Origin of the sequence: Pseudomonas sp. PSPC3-2 (assembly GCF_049897085.1) — a bacterium.
In the GTDB taxonomy this organism is placed as follows: domain Bacteria; phylum Pseudomonadota; class Gammaproteobacteria; order Pseudomonadales; family Pseudomonadaceae; genus Aquipseudomonas; species Aquipseudomonas paraveronii.
On record NZ_JAFCVO010000008.1, the window covers coordinates 25,396 to 42,785 of the forward strand.

Below are 17,390 nucleotides of genomic sequence, written 5' to 3' on the forward strand. Positions count from 1 at the left end.
CCTTGGCGTCAGCGTAAGCATCAATCACCCAACGCCTCGCCCTCCCGCCGAGGATCGGCACCGCCGCTCAGCATCACCTTGCCCTGCGCATCCCGCGTGCGAACGATCGCCTGGATGCCACTGGTCATCTCGATCTCGCTCAGTGCATGGCCCTTGTCCTTGAGCGCCTGTTTCAACGCCGGGCTGAACATGCCGCTTTCCAGTTCGGTTGCGCCATTGCGGCTGCCGAAGTTGGGTAGGCTGATGGCGGCTTGCGGGTCGAGCTGCCAGTCGAGCATCGCCACCAGGGATTTGCTCACGTATTCGATGATCTGCGAACCGCCCGGCGACCCCAGCGTAGCCAGCAATTCACCGCTGTGGCGGTCGAACACCAGGGTCGGCGCCATGGCTGAGCGCGGGCGTTTGCCGGGTTGCACGCGGTTGGCCACCGGCTGGCCGTTTTCCTCGGGAATGAACGAGAAGTCGGTCATCTGGTTGTTGAGCAAAAAGCCCTGGACCATCACGTGGGAGCCGAACGCGGCCTCCACCGTGGTGGTCATCGACACGGCGCCGCCCTGGTCATCCACCGCCACCACTTGCGAGGTGGAGATGCGCAGCGGCGAGCGGTCCGGGGTATACGCCACTTGAATGCCCGCTGGTTGGCCCGGCTTGGCGACGCCCAGGCTGCGTTCACCGATCAAGGCGGCGCGCTGGGCCAGGTAGTCGGGGGCGACCAGGCCTGCGACCGGCACCGGCACAAAGTCCGCATCGGCCACATACAACGCGCGGTCGGCAAAGGCCAGGCGGCCGGCTTCGGCGATCAGGTGAACCGCCTCGGGCGTGGGCTCAAGGCCAGCGGGCGAGGCGCTCTTTAGCGGCGTCATGGGCGCGATGGCCAGGCGCGGGTCGCGGGCTTCCAGGGCCTGCAACGTGCCCATGATTTGCGCGATGGCAATCCCGCCCGACGACGGTGGCGGCATGCCACAGATTTTCCAGCGCTTGTAGTCGCTACACAGCGGCGCACGTTCTTTGGCCACGTAGGCTTTAAGGTCCGCCGGGGACAGGCTGCCCGCGTTGCGGTGGCCCTGCACCTTACGCGCGATTTCGTCGGCAATCGGGCCGTGGTACAGCGCGTCCGGGCCTTCCTTGGCGATGCGCTTGAACACCGCCGCCAGTGCCGGGTTTTTCAACCGCGTGCCGGTGGCTTTGGGCGTGCCATCGGCGTTCAGAAAGTAGGCCGCCATCTCCGGCGACTGTGGGATAAAACGGTCTGCGGCAATCAGGCTGTGCAAGCGCGGCGAGATGGCGAAACCCTGTTCCGACAGACGAATCGCCGGCTCGAACAACCGGGCCCATGGCAGATGCCCGCTCTTCTTGTGCGCCATCTCCAGCGCTCGCAACACCCCCGGCGTACCCACCGAGCGCCCGCCGATCTGCGCTGCGGTGAACCCCATCGGCTGACCGTCGGCCTTGAGGAACAGGCGCTCCGTCGCCCCGTCCGGTGCGGTTTCCCGGCCGTCATACGCGTGCACGGTGTGCCCGTCCCACAGCATGATGAAGGCACCGCCGCCAATCCCCGACGACTGCGGCTCCACCAGCGTCAACACCGCCTGCATGGCAATCGCCGCATCGATGGCCGAACCGCCCTGGCGCAGCATCTCGCGCCCTGCCTCGGCCGCCAGCGGGTTGGCGGCCGCCGCCATATGGCGCTCGGCGTAGCGCGGGCTGAGGTCGCTGCGATAGCCCGAGCCCAACTCCGGCGCCGGAGGCGGTTCGTTGACCGGGGTGTGGCAGGCCACAAGGGCCAGGGTTGCGGCAATGACCGTCAGTTGACGGCGGGCAATCGAAAACACGCGCTGAACTCCGTTCATGTTGAGAATGATCTGTTGTTCTAGGGGTACTGCTTTTTACAGGTAAATCGTGCCTTGCATATACAGCACGGCCTTGCCGGAAATAATCACCCGGTCGCCCTTGAGGACACAGCGCAACTGGCCTTTGCGCGCACCGCCTTGCTCGGCGCTCAGGCGTGTTTTGCCCAGGCGCTCGGCCCAGAACGGCGCCAGCGAGGTATGCGCGGAACCGGTGACCGGGTCTTCATTGACCCCCACATTCGGCCCGAACCAACGGGAAATGAAATCAAACCGCGTGCTCTTGGCTGTCACCGCAATCCCGCGTTTGGGCAGGCCCTTGAGCTGGGCGAAGTCCGGCGTGAGCGCAGCAACCTGGGCTTCATCGTCGAGCAACACAATGTAGTCATCGGTGCCGAACACCTCGGCGTGTTCAATCCCCAGCGCGCTCAACATTGCGGCAGGCGGCTCGCACGGTTGTGGCGCTTTCGCCGGGAAGTCCATCGCCAGTTCATCGCCCTCGCGTGTTACCCGCAGCTCGCCGCTGCGGGTTGCAAACCGCAGCACCTCAGGCGCATCCGCCAACGCATGAATCAACACCCACGCCGCCGCGAGCGTGGCATGGCCGCACAGGTCGACTTCGACGGTCGGGGTGAACCAGCGCAGCTCATAAAAACCGTCGCGGGGGACGAAGTAGGCGGTTTCGGACAGGTTGTTTTCGGCGGCGATGTTTTGCAGTTGCGCGTCGCTCAGCCATTCGGTCAGTGGGCACACCGCTGCAGGGTTGCCGCCGAAGGGGTGTTGGCTGAAGGCGTCGACTTGGTAGATGTCCAGTTTCACCGTGGTGTACTCCATGCGTGCGGGGAGGTTGGACACTAACAGCGGGCTCTGGGGAGCGTCAAAATACAGAAGGCGTGTTTTTTTGCGCGCATGCAAGCTGCCGGGAAGGGTGCGGCGCAGCTTTTTCGGTGTCTCAGAAAAATGCCCCGACAGGCCGGGGCATTTTCAGCTCGCGGTTTACACGCTCTGGTGCTATTTCTGCGCGTGGTTTTGCTGGCTGCCACCGCCGATCTGCCACACGTAGGGCGGTTCGGTGCCATTGATCTCCCAGTCACCGAGGATCCGCTCTTTATAGATCAATGGATTATGTGAGGCGGCAGTGCGCGCATTGCGCCAGTGTCGGTCGAGTTGCAGGCTCGCGCGTGCGGCGGATGCGCCCAAGGCGTTGAACAGGTCGCTGGTGGCGCGAAGCACCAGATCGGCAATCACCACTTGCGCTTGGGCCGACTCCAGCTCTGCGGCAATATTGGCCTCGCGTTCGGCCTGCGCATCCTTGGCGAAGTGTGCCACGTAGGCGCGTTGTGAGGCCTGTGCGGCGCGCAGGGTCGCCGCTTCAGCCGTGTAGACCTGCGCCGAGGCCTTGCCGACCACCTGCTGCACCTGCGCATCGTCACGCGCCGCCGGCGCATTGCCATGGCTGAACACGCGGGCGCGAACACGGACCTGTTGGGCCACCTCTCGCACGGCCGCCTGCCCCGACCCGACCAGGACGGCCAGCAGGGTCAGTTGGTAAAACGCCGTTTGGTATTTAAAGCGCGTGGAGAAGTCGATCAGGTGGTCGTCTTCGACCACTGCGTTTTCAAACACGGAAGTGCCGCTGCCAGTGGTGCGCTGACCGAAGCCATCCCAATCGTCGCTTTGCCGCACACCCGGTTGCTGCACGCGGACCGCTGCGATCACGTCGGCACCGGTGTCGTCCCGTTGGGCGTAGAGGTCGATCCAGTCGGCGAACAGGCTGCCGGTGCTGTAGAACTTGGTGCCGTTGGCGACCCATTGCTCGCCCTGGCGGCTGATTCGGGTAATCACCTGGCCGATCTTCACGTCGCCGACTTCGGTCCAGGCATTGCCGACCAGCTCCCCGGCCACAAACCGCTCGAACCAGGCGTTCTGCGGGCTGAATGCCTGGGCGTTGAGGCGGTCTTCGACAAACGCAAAATGCCCGCGCAGGGCTTGCGTCACGTTGGAGTCGGCGGCCGCCAGTTCAATCAACAGTTGGAACAGTTGCGGCAGCGAGGCGCCGGGCCCGCCGAATTCGACCGGCACACGCACGGCGCCGAACCCGGCTTGCTTGAGCCATTTGATCGGTTCGAACGGCAGCGTGCGGCTGCGTTCGCGCTCGACCGCGCCCTCGGCAATACGCGCAAAGATCGGTCGAAAACGTGCGGCGAGCGCGTCGTAATCAGTACCGACAGACAGTGTGTTCAGCGTGGCGAAACTGGACATGGAATGGATTCCTCTTCAGCGCAGATAAACGTCAAGTCAGGTCAGAGAATGTGGACGGTTTGGTGTGATCGGTGGCGTTCGCGCCGGTTTTGAATGCACCGCGATAACGTGCCGCCGGATGGTCGTCTGCGGCATACGGCGAAGTGCCGTCGAGCAGGTTTTCACGCAGGGTGGCGCCGTCATAGGACGTGCGGACACGGCCCCGGCGTTGCAGCTCCGGAACGATGAACTCGACGAGGTCTTCGAAGGTGCCCGGGGTGATCGCATAGGCCAGGTTGAAGCCGTCGATACCACCGACGTCCACCCAGCGCTCCATTTCGTCGGCCACCGTTTTCGGGCCGCCCACCAACACCGGGCCCAGGCCGCCGATGCTGCGGTGTTTGATGATGTCGCGTGGCGTCCACTTGCGGTCGGGGTCGGCGGTGGCGAGCAGTTCCAGCACCGAGCGGATGCTGTCGTTGTCGATGGCCTCCAGGGGTTGGTCCGGGTCGTATTCGGAAAAGTCGATGCCGGTCCAACCGCCGTAAAACGACAACATGCCTTCGCCATTGGCATAGCTCAGGTAGTCGCGGTATTTGGCTTGCGCGGCTTCATCGCTTTCAGCGGTGATCACCGTCAACAGCGTGAACACCTTGACCGAATCACGGCTACGGCCCGCTTCCACGGCGCGGTGGCGGATGTCATCGGACACCTCGCGCGCCTGTTCTGCGGTGGCCGGGCTGATGAACACCCCTTCGGCGTGCTTGGCGGCAAACGCCCGGCCACGGCTGGAGGCACCGGCCTGGAAAATAACCGGGGTGCGCTGTGGCGACGGTTCGGACAAATGGATGCCCGGCACATCGTAGTATTTGCCCTTGTGACCGATCGGGTGGACTTTGCTCGGGTCGGTAAAGATCCCGCGCTCACGGTCACGCAGCACCGCGTCTTCATCCCAGGAGCCTTCCCACAGTTTGTAGGTCACGTCCAGAAACTCATCGGCGATGTCATAGCGTTCGTCGTGCGAGATCTGTTGCTTGAGGCCCAGGTTGACCGCCGCGCTGTTGAGGTACGAGGTCACCACGTTCCACGCCACGCGGCCCTTGGTCAGATGGTCGAGGGTCGAGAACTTTCGCGCCAGGGCGTAAGGCTGTTCATAGGTCAGCGCCGAGGTCACGCCAAAGCCCAAGTGCTGGGTGACGGTGGCCATGGCTGGCACTTGAAAGAAGGGATCGTTGACCGGCACCTGGTCGGCGTCGAGCAGGGAGGTTTCCACCGAGCCGCGATAGATGTCATAGACGCCGACGACGTCGGCGATAAACACCGAGTCGAAGTAGCCGCGCTCAAGCAGCTTGGCCAACTCGACCCAGTAATCGAGGTCTTTGTATTTCCATGCCTGGCTGTCAGGGTGACGCCAGGTGCCCGCAGCCTGATGACTCACGCAGGTCATTTCAAACGCATTGAGGATAATGCGGGAAGCCATAGTCGATTAACTCCAGTTGTCTTGATTCATGGGGCGCGCACGGCGGTTCAATCGTGGTTTAAGGAGGTAATTGCATAGTTCATGCCGAGTGCTAACGGGCTGTAATACCTGGGGTTTTGCCGACTTTTGGGCTGGGTGCCTATCACTGGGGCAACACTTTGTTGTTTGGGTGAACGCTGGCGAACACCGACCCTGCCTGGCCGTGATCGCGGGCGTCAGGAATAGAAGCTCGGCGTCGGCGGTTTCTGCTTCAAGGCCCACTCGCCGAGTTCGCGGATGCGGTAGTCCACCGGGTCGTGCAAGGTTTGGGTTCGCAGGTTTCGCCAGTAGCGATCAAAGCGCCGCGAGGCGTGGGTGGCGCGGGCGCCGGTGACCTCAAACAGCCTCGAACTCAGGTCCAGGCCGACCCGGGTGGCATGGACCTTGGCGCTGCCGATGGCCAGGGCCAGGTTCGCGCGCTCCTCGGCGCGCAGCTGTTCGCCGCAGTTCCAGGCCTTGTCGAACAACGCGTTGGCCCGTTCGGCCAGGGCGCGTACCGCCTCCAGGCCGACCCAGAACTCGCCGTAGTGGGCCAGCACATAAGGGTCGTCGACCGCCCGCTCGACCTCGGACTTGAACCAGACGCGTGCTTCGTGGGTGGTGTAGTGCTGCGCCTGCTCAAAGGCGCCTTCGGCAATGCCGAGGAACAGGTTGACGAACGTCAGTTGCGCCAACAGCGGTCGCAGCCCGGAAAACACCGTGCTCAGCGGGCCCGGGTCGAGCAGCAGTTCATCCTCGGCCACCCGCACGCGTTCGAAACGGGCGCTGCCGCTGTCGGTCTGGCGTTGGCCCATATTGTTCCAGTCGTTGAGCAGGGTAATGCCGACGCGGTCGGTGGGGATGGCGGCGATCAGCAGTTTGCCTGCGCCACTGTCCTCCAGCGCCGAGGCAATCAGGCGGTCGGAGTCGCTGGCGCCGGAGCAAAAGCTCTTCATCCCGGTAAACTCGCGCCCGCCGTCGACACGCGTGGCCACGGTGCGGGTGTCCAGCGGGTTGAGGGCGTTGCCCCAGAACCAGCGCTGGCGGACGGTTTGTTCCAGCCAGGGCTGCCACTGATCGGGTCGCGAGAACAGGCGCACAGTAGCCAGCATCAAGTGTTGGAAACCAAACACATGGGCCATCGAACTGTCGACCTTGGCGAACTCGCGCACGATGTTCAGCGTGTCGCTCCAACTGGCGCCGAGGCCGCCGAATTCACAGGGAATACTCAGGGTCAGCAGGCCGCTGTCGCGCAGGGCATCACGCTCGCGTTTGGGCGTGCCGCCGCGCTCGTCACGCTCGGCAGCCGTACTGGCCCAGTCGGCCGCCAGGCGGCGGGCGACGTGCACAGGATCGTGGGGGGTGGTCACAGGGGAACTCCTTGATGTTGAAAACAGCGCCGGGCCGCCCCTGGATGACGGCCGGTCCCGGGGTGTAGCGCGAGGTGTTCTACAGCCCAAACAGCCGGGCGGCATTGCCATAGAGGACGTTGTCGAGCACCTCGGGTTTGAAACCCAGGCGCAGGACATCCTCGATGGATTGACGAATTGGGCGGAACGGATAGGACGAGCCGAACAGCAACTGTTCTGCCAGAAAGCCGTTGGCCGCTTGCACGTAGGCGTCGCTGCCGGGCTGGAACAGGTACATGTCCGGCACCAGGTAGATGTTCGGGTAGCGAAACGCCACGCCGAGCGCTTGCTGCACGTTGGGCCAGTAGCCGTGGTAGCAGACGATCGACAGCTGCGGGAACGCCCGGGCGACCTTGGCCAGGTGTTCGGGGTTGTTGAAGGCAGGGTCCGGGGTGGTCGGCCCGCTCATCAGAAACAGCGGAATGCCGCGTGCCTGCAAATGCTCGTAGATCGGCCAGTACAGCGGGTCATCCGCCTGCCTGGCCGGTTCGCCAAACCCTGGCTCCAGGTCGATCCCGGCCAGGCCCAGCCCCGAGATGGCGCGCTCGATTTCGCCCAGCGCGCCGTCGATGCCCTGCAACGCCGGGTCGATGCTGGCGATGCCGAGCAATTCGGCGTGGTCGCGCACGATGCTGTGAATCAGGTCGTTGGGCAGATGCTGGCCGGGCGTGTGCCGACCGACCACCACCGCCCGGCTCAACCCGGCGTCGCGCACTTCATCGAGAAACCCCTGGGGTGTGCGCGAACGGGCGAAGTGCTCGTCGTCGCCACGCGTGCCCACCCGCCGGTTCAGCCAGCGGGCGGTGGCGGTCTCGGCGCTGCCTGGGGTGGCGCCGAAAAAATCGTGCAGGTACGCCGGGCGGCAGCGCATATCAATCACGTTCATGCCGTGGCCTCATCCTTGACCGATGTGTGGCCGGCCCGCACATCGAACGCGCCGCCGGTGAGTACTTGGTCGCGGACCGTGACAGGCTGTTTGCCCAACAGCGGGAACACCAGTTCGGCAAAGCGGAAAGCCTCTTCCAGGTGCGGGTAGCCGGACAGTACAAAGCGGTCTACGCCGAGGTCGGCATATTCCTGCAGGCGCTTGGCCACGGTCTGAGGGTCGCCGACCAGCGCCGTGCCGGCGCCTCCGCGCACGAGGCCGACACCGGCCCACAGGTTGGGCGAGACCTCGAGCTTGTCGCGCTGTCCGCCATGCAAGGCGGCCATACGGCGCTGACCTTCGGAGTCCATCTTGGCGTAATTATTTTGCGCGTCGGCGATCACATCGTCGTCGAGGTGGCTGATCAGTTCTTCGGCCGCCGCCCAGGCCTGCTCGTTGGTTTCACGCACGATCACATGCAGGCGCACGCCGAAATGTAGCGTGCGCCCATATTTTTTCGCGCGCTCGCGCACATCGGCGATTTTCGCGGCCACGGCCGCCGGCGGTTCGCCCCAGGTCAGGTAGGCGTCGACCTGCTGGGCCGCCAGCTCATGGGCGGCCGGGGACGACCCGCCAAAATACAAGGGCGGGTGCGGTTGCTGCACGGGGTTGAAGAAGTTCTGCGCGCCTTCGACGCGCACATGCTTGCCGGTGAAATCCACCACCTCGCCACTGAGCAAGCGCCGCCAAACGCTCAGGAACTCGCCAGCGGCTTCGTAGCGTTGGTCGTGGTCGAGGAAAATACCGTCGGCGGCCAACTCGGTGGCATCACCGCCGGGCACCACGTTGAGCAGCAAGCGGCCGTTGCTGGCCTGGTCCAGTGTGGCCGCCTGACGGGCCGAAGCGGTGGGGTTGCCCAGCGAGGTGCGCAGCGCCACCAGCAACTTCAGGCGATGGGTGACCGGGACCAGGCTGGCGGCGGTAATCCACGGGTCCAGGCAACTGCTGCCGGTGGGAATCAACACCCCGTCATAGCCCAGGCTCTCGGCGGCTACCGCGATTTGCTGCATGTATTTGTTGGTGGCCGGGCGGCCGCTGTCGGATCGGCCCAGATAACGGGTGTCGCCGGACGTGGGCAGAAACCAAAAGATATCAAGACTCATCAACACGCTCCTCGCTGCAAAAATAAGAAGCCCGCTGCCTTGGGTAAGGTAAGACGGCAGCAGGTTGTGCAACGCAGGGCCGGCACGGCTCTATAGAGGCGCTTGTTGGAACAAGTCTGTGGCTGTGGCCGATAGTTCTAAGAGAGCAAGCATCGTACCAATTCATTAAGTTATTGATTTATAAGGTAATGATTGGTTTGTGTGCGGCGATGAGTGTCGCTGGAAGAGGGCAAGTGTTGAAACGCTGTTGCCTGGCAAACAGTTGTGCGCAAAGACAGAAGTGTTCGCTGGGCAACAGGCTTTACCCGCTGGATTTGCGCATGCTGTAACCGCGCCATCCATTCCCGCCACAGAGTGGAATCGCAGAAACAAGAAAGCCCGCACGAGGCGGGCTTCTTGGGGATTCATAGGCGGCTGTGAACGTCTATGGATCGGTGCCTGGAATAGGTCAGATGCGGAAACTGCCCACCAGATGCTTCAGCCGTGCCGCCTGCTGTTCCAGGTCGGCGCAGGCGCGCAGGGTCGATTGCAGGTTTTCCACGCCTTCCTGATTGAGCGTGTTGATCTCGGTAATGTCCATGTTGATCGACTCCACCACCGAGGTCTGCTCCTCGGTGGCGGTGGCGACCGACTGGTTCATGCCATCGATCTCGCCGATGCGTTGGGTCACGCTGTTCAAGCGCTCGCCGACCTGGTTGGCGATTTCCATGCTGTCTTGGCTATGGCGCTGGCTGTCGCTCATGGTGCTGACCGAATCCCGGGCGCCGACTTGCAGCTCCTCGATCATCGTTTGCACTTGTTGTGCCGACTCCTGGGTGCGATGCGCCAGGTTGCGCACTTCATCGGCCACTACCGCAAACCCGCGTCCGGCTTCCCCGGCCCGTGCGGCCTCGATGGCGGCGTTGAGCGCGAGCAGGTTGGTTTGCTGGGAGATGCTGGTGATCACCTCAAGGATCTGACCGATATTCACCGTTTTGCTGTTCAGCGATTCGATATTCGTACTCGACGCGCTGAGCATTTCCGACAGCTGATGCATTGCGCTGATGTTGCGCTCGACCACTTGCTGACCCTGCTCGGCCAGACCCCGCGCGTCGCTGGCCTGTTGCGAGGCCTGAGCGGCATTACGGGCTATTTCCTGAGCAGCGGCACCGAGTTCGTTGATGGCAGCGGCGACGCTGTTGGTACGGCTGGCCTGTTCGTCGGAGTTGAGCATCGATGAGTTGGAGGCGCTGACCACGCGCATGGCCACTTCGTTGACGTGCTCGGTCGCTGAGGAGACTTCTCGGATCGAGGTGTGGATACGTTCGACAAAATCGTTGAACGCATTGCCCAGGGTGCCGAACTCGTCTTGCGTGTGGATGACCAGGCGTTTGGTGAGGTCACCTTCGCCTTGGGCAATGTCCTCCATTGCGCGGGTCATAATGTGCAGCGGTTGCAGCAGTATGCGGATCAGTAAACTCAGCAGGACGATGATGAGGATCACCGCAACGATGGTGGCAATCACCGCCGAATAGCGGAATTGGCTCAGCGTCGCGTAAGCCTTGTCTTTATCGATTGAGAGACCGATGTACCAGTTGACGGAAGGTAGACCTTTGATCGGTGCGAAGCTCAGCAAGCGGGCTTGCCCGTTGAACTGGACCTCGGTCAGCTCGCCGGAAAGTTTCGGTGTGTGTGCAGGGTACAAATCCGAAAGCGACTTCATGACCAGCGCTTTGTCCGGATGCACCAGTATCTTGCCCTGATCGTTGACCAGGAAGGCATAGCCCATGCCGCCAAAGTTCAACGAGTTGATGAGTTCCACCAGGCCATCCAACGCCAGGTCACCGCCGACCACACCGATGCTGCTGGAAACCTTGCTGATGACACTAATGACCATCTTGTTGGTGGCCAGATCAATATAAGGCTCAGTCAGTATGGCGCCGTTGGCGTTCATACCGTCCTTGTACCAAGGGCGGGAGCGCGGGTCATAGCCATCGGGCATCTTGGTGTTCGGACGAATACTGAAACTGCCGTCGACCTTGCCTAGGTAGTCGGTGAGAAAACTTGAGGTCAGGACGCTCTCATCCATCAGCGTCTCGGCATTGGCAGGCTCCCTGGCAATGTTCTGCGCCAGATTCCTCACCAAATTAATCCGCCCCTCCAGCAGGTTACGAATATTGGTGGAGGTAGAGTCACCCATTTCAGTCAAATAGTTTTCCAGGCTGACGCGAGTTGCATTGCGCTGTAAATAGTCGTTGTACAACGTGAATAGGGTGAAGGCGAGCATCACAATCAGCGACACGGCCAACAGAATTTTGTGACTGAAACGAAGGCTTCTATTCATGGCGTATTGAGTTCGCTAGGTCTTTTGCGTGGACTGTCCAAGGGTATCGGCCGTCGCCCGGTAAACCTTGAGGTGTGAAGGGGTTGGTCGTCGCGCTGGAGGGTTGAGTTGTCCCTGGTCCCGATAACTGCCGGTGGTCGATTCCATTTGCCGTGCCAGTGCCTGCAAATGAGGCAGCACGTTATTGGTGAGGTCCACGGGGGTACGCCGTGAACGGTTGGAGGCGAAGCTGATCGCAGCCACCACTTTTCCGCTGCGTTCGCGTAGCGGCACGGCACGGCGACAGAAATGGTCCCGGGTTCCATCTCGTCTATGGTCAAGGCGTAATTGACGTTGTATATGTGGTTGTCTTATTGATTTTTAATGAGATTAAATATTTATGGCGTGATTTTTCACAATGAGTAATCAGGTTAACCGAATCGACCGACAGGTCGCGTTCGGAAAACCAAATGGTGTTCAGGGCCGCTAACGCCAGACCGGCAACAGGCCCAAGGAAAACAGCACATGTGAAGCCGCACTGATCACGCCGAAAAACAGCACCAGGGCAATCATGGGGTGGCCGCCCCACACGCGATACCGCGGGCTGCCAAAGCGTTTACGTGATGCGCTGGCCAGCAATGCAGGGGTAATCACGGCCCAGAGGGTCGCCGCCAGACCGGCGAAACCGATTGCATGGATAAACCCTTCGGGCCACAACAGCCCGCAGAGCATGGGCGGCAGGAAGGTGGTACCTGCGGTTTTCAGGCGACCTCGCGGACTGTCGTCAAACCCCAGTACGTCGGCCAGATAATCGAACAGCCCCAGAGTCACACCAAGAAAGGAGCAGGCGACGGCGAAGTTGGAAAAAAGGCTGAGGAACACGTCGATTTTCGCGCTGTTGAGCATGGCCCCTAACGCGCTGATCAGTACGTCGATATTCCCGCCACGCTGAGCGATATCTTTGAACCCGTCCCGGGGAATGTTCCCCATGCTGCACACTATCCAGACGACATAGAGACCTAGCGCGATGAGGGTGCCGCTGACCAGGCAGGCCCGGATACGCTGCGGATCTTTGCCGAAGTGTTTCATCAGGCTGGGCACGTTGCCGTGAAAGCCGAAGGACGTCAGGCAGAAGGGCAGGGTCATCAGCAGGTAAGGGAGGTAGTGGCTGTCCGTTGCGTTGCGATTGAGCAGCGTCGCCGGTTGCACATGATCGAGCAACCCGCCGAAGGTCAGGAAAAACGCGAAGATTTTTGCACCGAAAATCACCGTGGTCACCCGGCTCACCGCTGCCGTGCTCAGCCACACAATGACCGATACCGTTAGGGTGAAATACAGGCCCCCGGCCCGCGCCGATAGATTCACGCCCAATGACTGGGCGCTGTGATGAATCACTGAACCACTGGCCGAGATGTAGGCGTAGGTCAGCGTGTACAGGACAAAGACGATGCTCAAGCCGTTCAACACATTCCAGCGATGACCCAACAGGTCTTTGGTGATCGTTGAAAAACTGGCACCCGGACGATAGTTGAGGTTGGCCTCAAGAATCATCAACCCGGAATGCAAGGTGCAGAACCAGGCAAACAATAGGACCGCGACGGAGCCATAGAACCACAGGCCGGACATGACGACCGGCAGCGAAAACATGCCTGCGCCGACAATGGTGCCACCGATCATCATGGCGCCGCCGAGCACCGAGGGCGACCGTTCGAGTGCAACGGGGGGAGCGCAGCACCATGTTGTCCAGTGTCGATAATGACTCGCCGAAAAACGTGTTGAAATCGATGCCTTCCGCCTGGAGGCGGACAAACACAAAACCGCGATAATTCTCCACCGCCGCGACGGCTTGCATGCCTCTGTGGGCAGAGCACGTGCTGAGGTCGCAATCGTCGTATTCCTTCTTCACCGGAATACTCAACAGTTCGCCATCGGTCTTGAATGTCCACGCATGGTAAGGGCAGCGGATGAAACGGCCGACGTTACCGCGAGGCTCGGCCAACACTTTTACGCCTTTGTGCGGGCAGCGGTTATGCAAGACAATAATCTCGCCATTTTTTTGCCGGACCATTGCCAAGGGTTGTTGGGCAATGTCGGTGGTGAAAAAGTCACCAGGCTGCGGGATCAGACTGTCGTGCCCCACGTAGCACCAACTGGCGGCGAAGACGCTGTGTTGTTCTTGTTCAAAGATCTGTTGATGAAGGAAGAGCGATTTGTGCACTTCTCTGCCGTTGAAGTAATTGTCCAAACGGTTGTCCTCGTTAGATCGCCAGCTTCAGGCGTTGGCTTTTGGCCCGCGAGACGCAGGGATAAATCGTTGTGCTACAGGCGGCTTCTTGTTCGCTCATGATGAAATCGCGATGATCGACTTCGCCCTCGACGACCTCTATTGCGCAGACGCCGCACTCACCGCGCCGGCAGTCATAGAGCGGGTCCAGGCCGGCCGCCTCGAGCGCCTCGAGTAAGGATTGATCGGAATTAACGTTGACGCTGACCCCCGACTCGACGGCGTCAATCACAAAGGCCGACGCATCGTCTTCACGGACCACATTGAAGATTTCAAAATGGATGCGCTCGCGCGCCAGGCCATTGGCCTCGGCATGGCAAAATACTTCGTTGAGCATCGATTGCGGGCCGCAGACGTAGAGCCGGTCATGTGGTGCCAGATCGGCCAGCACCTGGCTGACAGAGCGACGGCCCTCGGGCCGATTGGAGAAGTGCAGGTGCAAGCGTTCCTGCAGCAGTGCCTGCATTGGCAAGGCATAGGCCGCGTCATCGTCGCTCCTAACGAAATAGTGTAGGTGGGCGCTTCGATTCAATGACGTCAGGTGTTGAAGGATCCCGGTCAGCGGCGTAATACCGATGCCGCCGGCAATCGCAATGTCCCTGCCGACGTCTTCAGTGAGCGGGTAGGTGAACGTATTGAACGGGCCATTGAGCTGTACGGTGTCGTTGACGGCCAGCGAACGAATGTAGCGACTGCTGACCGAGTCGGCAGTGAGCCGGATGGCAAAGACGACGCTGCCTTGCTGCGTAGTGCGGTCTGCCAGCTGTACCGCCGAGTAGTGCCGCCATTCATTCAACTCGGGGATGAACCATTTGAAATGTGCGCCCGCTGCCGGCACCGCACACCCCGTTGCTAGCGGGCTGACGGTGATTTCTTTGATAGAGGCCGAGAGCATTCGGCAATCAGTGATTGTGTAGTTCATACGAGAGTCAGCTTTCCTGGCTTAGCGGCGTTTCATGCAGGTAGATCCATTGGGCGTTGTGGTGATGCATGCCAATGATCGCCACCGAAACCCGTGAGCTTTCGCGCTGGCCGAGGCGATGGGTTTCCTTGTAGCGAATCGCCACGCTGTTGCCCTCCTGCCAGACCGTATGCAGATCGCTGATGACGATCTCCAGGCCTGGCTTGGCGCCGACTGCACCTTTAAACATCTGTTCGACTGTCGCCCGGCTGACAATGGCTGCCGAGGTGGTGACCATGGTGAACTGCTCGGCAAAGGCCGATATCAGTGGTTCAAGCGTGGCCTGCCCCTTACCGTTTGCGTCGGTGAACAGGGTGTGGATCAGCTCGTGCACGTGATGAATGCTGTGGTGCGCCTGTTCAACTATTTTGTTGTGCATGACAGTCCTTTTGAGTGTTCAACTGACTCAGTTGAAAGAGTGGGAACAGGCCCACCAGCGCGGCGATGGCAAAGGTCACGTGGTAGGCCTGGGTGGTATCGAAATGCTTCAAGAGCAGGTTGAAAACCATCAGGAAGAGGGCAGCGCCGATGCTGAATGACATCTGTCGGTTGATGTTCCAGATGACACTGGCCTTGTGGGTGTCATTGCCCTCGAAGTCCATCAGCGACGTGGTTTGTGCTGTGTTGGCACCGATGCCGCCGCCGATCCCCATCAAGCTGTAGGCGATGACGATCACCAGATAGTCTGAGGGATCGTTCACCAGTAACAGGGTGGCGATGCCGGCGCTGTGCAAGAGCATGCCGAGGGCAAACAGCCGCTTGGCGCCCATCCGGTTATAGACCCGGCCACAGATCAGCATCGCGATGAATGCGCCGATGGCGTAGAGGATCATGAACATCCCTGTCAGTCGGGCGCTGAAGTGCAGGGTGTTTTGCAGGAAGAAGATGCTCATCAAGTTGACCCCCGTGAACACCCCGGGAATTGCGTAATAGATAAAGATGGAGGTGCTGAGTTTTTTGCTTTTGAGCAGGCTCAGTTCAATGATCGGATTTTTGCAGGTGCGGTAGTGCACCCCGTACAGCACGACGAACGTAACGCCGGCCATGACGAAGAGGGCGGCCACCCATGCCGGAGCGTCGCCGCCATACAACGACATGCCCATCAATAGGCTGCCGAGTGCGGCGCTGACCAGCAGCAAGCCCTTGATGTCGGGCCTGGGCAAAGTCGTCGGTCGCGCTTCGTTGATCCAGAACCATGACAGCAATGCCGCAATCAGTGAGAACGGGATGTTGCTGTAGAACACCCAGCGCCAGGAGCTGCTGTCGACGATGCCGCCGCCGATGGTCGGTGAAATGGCGGGCGCAATCAGGGCAACGGCCATGACCAACGTGGATATTTTTGCCCGCTGCTCGCCCTTGAACAGGTTAAACGTCAGTGCCTGTCCGACAGGAATCAACAGGCCGCCGCCAATCCCCTGGACGAAGCGCCAGATCACCAGCTCGTTGAAACTGTCGGCCAGCCCACACATCCACACGGAGGCTGTAAACACGATCATCGAGGTGGTGAGGATTTCCCGACTGCCAAAACGACCGGCCAACCAGGTGCTGACCGGAATGATCAGCGTCAGCCCCAAAATATAAGCGTTAGCCACCCAGGCAACGTCTGAGGTACTAACGTGCAGCGCTGCCGATATACTCGGTAATGCGACCGCCGACATAAAGATATTAATGCAGTCTATAAAAAAGCCGATCAGAAATATCAGTGCAACTTTGTAGCGATAGGTCATGTTGTTTCCCCTTTGCCGTAAAGCATAGGGGCGGTGGACTTGAACTGTCGATACGACTATCCTTGAAACAATGTTTGACAGGATTTAACAGTGAGCCATATTTCTATGCACACTCATCTTAATCGGGTCCAGACATTCCTGGCCGTGGTCGATTTTGGTTCTTACACCAAGGCTGCCAATTACCTGAGCATCAGTAAGGCCATGGCCAGCCTGCATGTCAAGGCGCTGGAGGACGTGCTGTCAGCGACGCTGTTGATTAGAAATACCCGAAATATATCCCTCACCGAAATCGGTCATGACTTTTATGAAGAATTCAAAGGTATTGTCGCGGACATCGATAATGCCTTCGATAATGTATTAAAAGGGCATAATCGGGTGTCCGGAAAGTTGCGTTTCAGTTCCACCAGTGAATACGGCGAGGCCTATATTCTTCCGTTGATACCGCAATTTATAGAACGCTATCCGGAAATAAAAATCTGTTATAATTTCAACTCGTCACTCAATGATCTGGTGGCAGAAAAGTTAGATCTGGTAATCCGTTTAGGCAATTTGGCGGACTCGGCTTTCAAGAGCCGTAAACTGGCAGATTATGAAATTGTCCTGGTGGCTACCGAAACGTTTCTTGCACGTCACCCGGTGCAGAATCCTCAGGACCTGAATACGGTGCCGTGGATCGCCAACAGCAACCTGCAGGCACCGACCCAGTGGACGTTGAGCCATCCGCACTTGGGGACTGTCGAGATCAACGGGATTAATCAGTTTGAATCCAACTCTTCCACGGCCATTCGCTCCATGGCGTTGGCGTCGCTAGGCGTCTCGGTGCTGCCCGCCTGGGTAATCAAGGACGATATCGCCAGCGAGCGGCTAATCCGGTTGTTGCCCGACTATTCGCTGCCCTCGCAGTCGGTCAACGTGGTGTTTCCCAACAGCCCGCATTTGCCCCACAAATCGAGGGCATTCATCGATTTCCTGTTGCTGCATCTGGCGCAGTAAGCACCCAATAAAAGCCCCTGAATCGAGAGATCCAGGGGCTTTCGTTTAACCGGATACTCGTCTTGACTGAGCAAACCCAATGTCTGCTATTTGGCCGATT

The 17,390-nt window shown here is 60.3% G+C and carries 13 protein-coding genes and 2 pseudogenes; 1 reads left to right on the forward strand and 14 read right to left on the reverse strand.

Features of this window, described 5'->3' with window-relative positions; all coding sequences use genetic code 11:
- Positions 1-20: 20 nt before the first annotated feature.
- The 14 genes and pseudogenes from ggt to ACP7CJ_RS14730 form a co-directional block, all read right to left on the reverse strand.
- Positions 21-1,850 carry a gamma-glutamyltransferase gene (gene ggt / locus ACP7CJ_RS14665; RefSeq protein ID WP_276196374.1) on the reverse strand — a complete coding sequence of 610 codons (1,830 nt, stop codon included), beginning with the start codon at positions 1,848-1,850 and terminating at the stop codon, positions 21-23.
- Positions 1,851-1,886: 36 nt separating this feature from the next.
- Complete coding sequence (locus ACP7CJ_RS14670; protein WP_276197893.1) at positions 1,887-2,666, reverse strand: PhzF family phenazine biosynthesis protein; 780 nt, start codon at positions 2,664-2,666, stop codon at positions 1,887-1,889.
- A 192-nt stretch (positions 2,667-2,858) separates the two neighbouring features.
- The gene (locus ACP7CJ_RS14675; protein ID WP_426100805.1) at positions 2,859-4,109 is read right to left on the reverse strand and encodes an acyl-CoA dehydrogenase family protein; all 1,251 of its coding nucleotides are present in this window, start codon (positions 4,107-4,109) and stop codon (positions 2,859-2,861) included.
- 31 nt (positions 4,110-4,140) lie between these two features.
- A complete protein-coding gene (locus tag ACP7CJ_RS14680) occupies positions 4,141-5,568 on the reverse strand; it encodes an LLM class flavin-dependent oxidoreductase (protein WP_276196376.1) in 1,428 nt (475 codons plus the stop codon).
- A 215-nt stretch (positions 5,569-5,783) separates the two neighbouring features.
- Positions 5,784-6,956, reverse strand: coding sequence for an acyl-CoA dehydrogenase family protein (locus tag ACP7CJ_RS14685; protein WP_426100803.1), 1,173 nt, complete (start codon positions 6,954-6,956; stop codon positions 5,784-5,786).
- 79 nt (positions 6,957-7,035) lie between these two features.
- Complete coding sequence (locus ACP7CJ_RS14690; RefSeq protein ID WP_426100801.1) at positions 7,036-7,881, reverse strand: amidohydrolase family protein; 846 nt, start codon at positions 7,879-7,881, stop codon at positions 7,036-7,038.
- Positions 7,878-9,023: an FMNH2-dependent alkanesulfonate monooxygenase gene (gene ssuD / locus ACP7CJ_RS14695; protein ID WP_276196379.1), complete on the reverse strand. Its 1,146-nt coding sequence runs from the start codon at positions 9,021-9,023 to the stop codon at positions 7,878-7,880. Before ssuD ends, ACP7CJ_RS14690 begins: the two co-directional genes overlap by 4 nt.
- A gap of 448 nt (positions 9,024-9,471) precedes the next feature.
- Complete coding sequence (locus ACP7CJ_RS14700; protein ID WP_426244295.1) at positions 9,472-10,266, reverse strand: methyl-accepting chemotaxis protein; 795 nt, start codon at positions 10,264-10,266, stop codon at positions 9,472-9,474.
- Positions 10,267-10,329: 63 nt separating this feature from the next.
- Positions 10,330-11,346: pseudogene (locus ACP7CJ_RS14705) on the reverse strand (cache domain-containing protein); the annotation flags it as partial.
- Between the two features lie 465 nt (positions 11,347-11,811).
- On the reverse strand, positions 11,812-13,005 hold the full coding sequence (gene mtr, locus ACP7CJ_RS14710; RefSeq protein ID WP_426100799.1) for a tryptophan permease: 1,194 nt from the start codon (positions 13,003-13,005) through the stop codon (positions 11,812-11,814).
- 226 nt (positions 13,006-13,231) lie between these two features.
- Positions 13,232-13,543: pseudogene (locus tag ACP7CJ_RS14715) on the reverse strand (Rieske 2Fe-2S domain-containing protein); the annotation flags it as partial.
- A gap of 40 nt (positions 13,544-13,583) precedes the next feature.
- Complete coding sequence (locus ACP7CJ_RS14720) at positions 13,584-14,531, reverse strand: flavin reductase family protein (RefSeq protein ID WP_276196385.1); 948 nt, start codon at positions 14,529-14,531, stop codon at positions 13,584-13,586.
- Positions 14,532-14,538: 7 nt separating this feature from the next.
- Positions 14,539-14,949, reverse strand: a complete 411-nt coding sequence (locus ACP7CJ_RS14725) for a DUF4440 domain-containing protein (RefSeq protein ID WP_247404272.1) — start codon at positions 14,947-14,949, stop codon at positions 14,539-14,541.
- A complete protein-coding gene (locus ACP7CJ_RS14730; protein ID WP_276196386.1) occupies positions 14,930-16,297 on the reverse strand; it encodes an MFS transporter in 1,368 nt (455 codons plus the stop codon). Before ACP7CJ_RS14730 ends, ACP7CJ_RS14725 begins: the two co-directional genes overlap by 20 nt.
- Before the next feature lie 105 nt (positions 16,298-16,402).
- Between ACP7CJ_RS14730 and ACP7CJ_RS14735 the strand changes: the two genes are divergently transcribed.
- The gene (locus ACP7CJ_RS14735; RefSeq protein WP_276197895.1) at positions 16,403-17,290 is read left to right on the forward strand and encodes a LysR family transcriptional regulator; all 888 of its coding nucleotides are present in this window, start codon (positions 16,403-16,405) and stop codon (positions 17,288-17,290) included.
- Positions 17,291-17,390: the final 100 nt, after the last annotated feature.